At 67.5% G+C, this 514-nt stretch carries 2 protein-coding genes; both read left to right on the top strand.

Features of this window, described 5'->3' with window-relative positions; genetic code table 11:
* Positions 1-376, top strand: a 376-nt coding sequence (locus AC1D15_RS36640) for a LysR substrate-binding domain-containing protein (RefSeq protein WP_477829957.1), incomplete at its 5' end; no start/stop codon positions are given.
* 61 nt (positions 377-437) lie between these two features.
* Positions 438-514 (top strand): DUF433 domain-containing protein (locus AC1D15_RS36635; RefSeq protein ID WP_477829958.1); only part of this gene is annotated, 77 nt, incomplete at its 3' end.

The following is a 514-nucleotide window of genomic DNA, read 5'->3' as shown; positions in this document are numbered from 1 at the left end:
ACAGCGCGGCACGCCGATCACGCCGGCCGATCTCGCGTCGCACAACCGGTTGGGCTTCACGTATGCCCGTGCGCTTGAGGGCTGGCCGCTGATGGAAGGTGGCAAGGTCGTGCAGGTGGCGTTGAACGGCAACGCGCGGGTCAGCGACGGCGAATCGCTGCGCCGGCTCGCGGTGGCGGGGCTCGGTCTCGTGCGGCTGGCCGCCTTCCAGGTGCGCGATGACATCGCCGCCGGGCGGCTGGTCGCGGTGCTGGAAGACTTCAACCCCGGCGACCTGGAAGAGTTCCACGCGGTGTTCGTCGGCCAGGGCGGGCACCTGCCGTCACGGGTGCGGGCGCTGCTGGATTTCCTGGTGGAGAACGTGCGGTTCGGCTAGATGAGCTGCTTCTGCGCGGGGATACTCGCTACCATGGTTCGCGTTGCGACAAGGAGCTGACATGGGACCCCTGGAACGCATTACACAGCGACCGGACGTGATGGGTGGCAAGGCCTGCATTCGTGGCATGCGTGTCAC

The sequence above is a fragment of the Rhizobacter sp. P2_H2 genome (assembly GCF_056403375.1).
The sequence above is the reverse complement of the archived record's forward strand: the minus strand, read 5'-3'. Positions and strand labels throughout refer to the sequence as shown.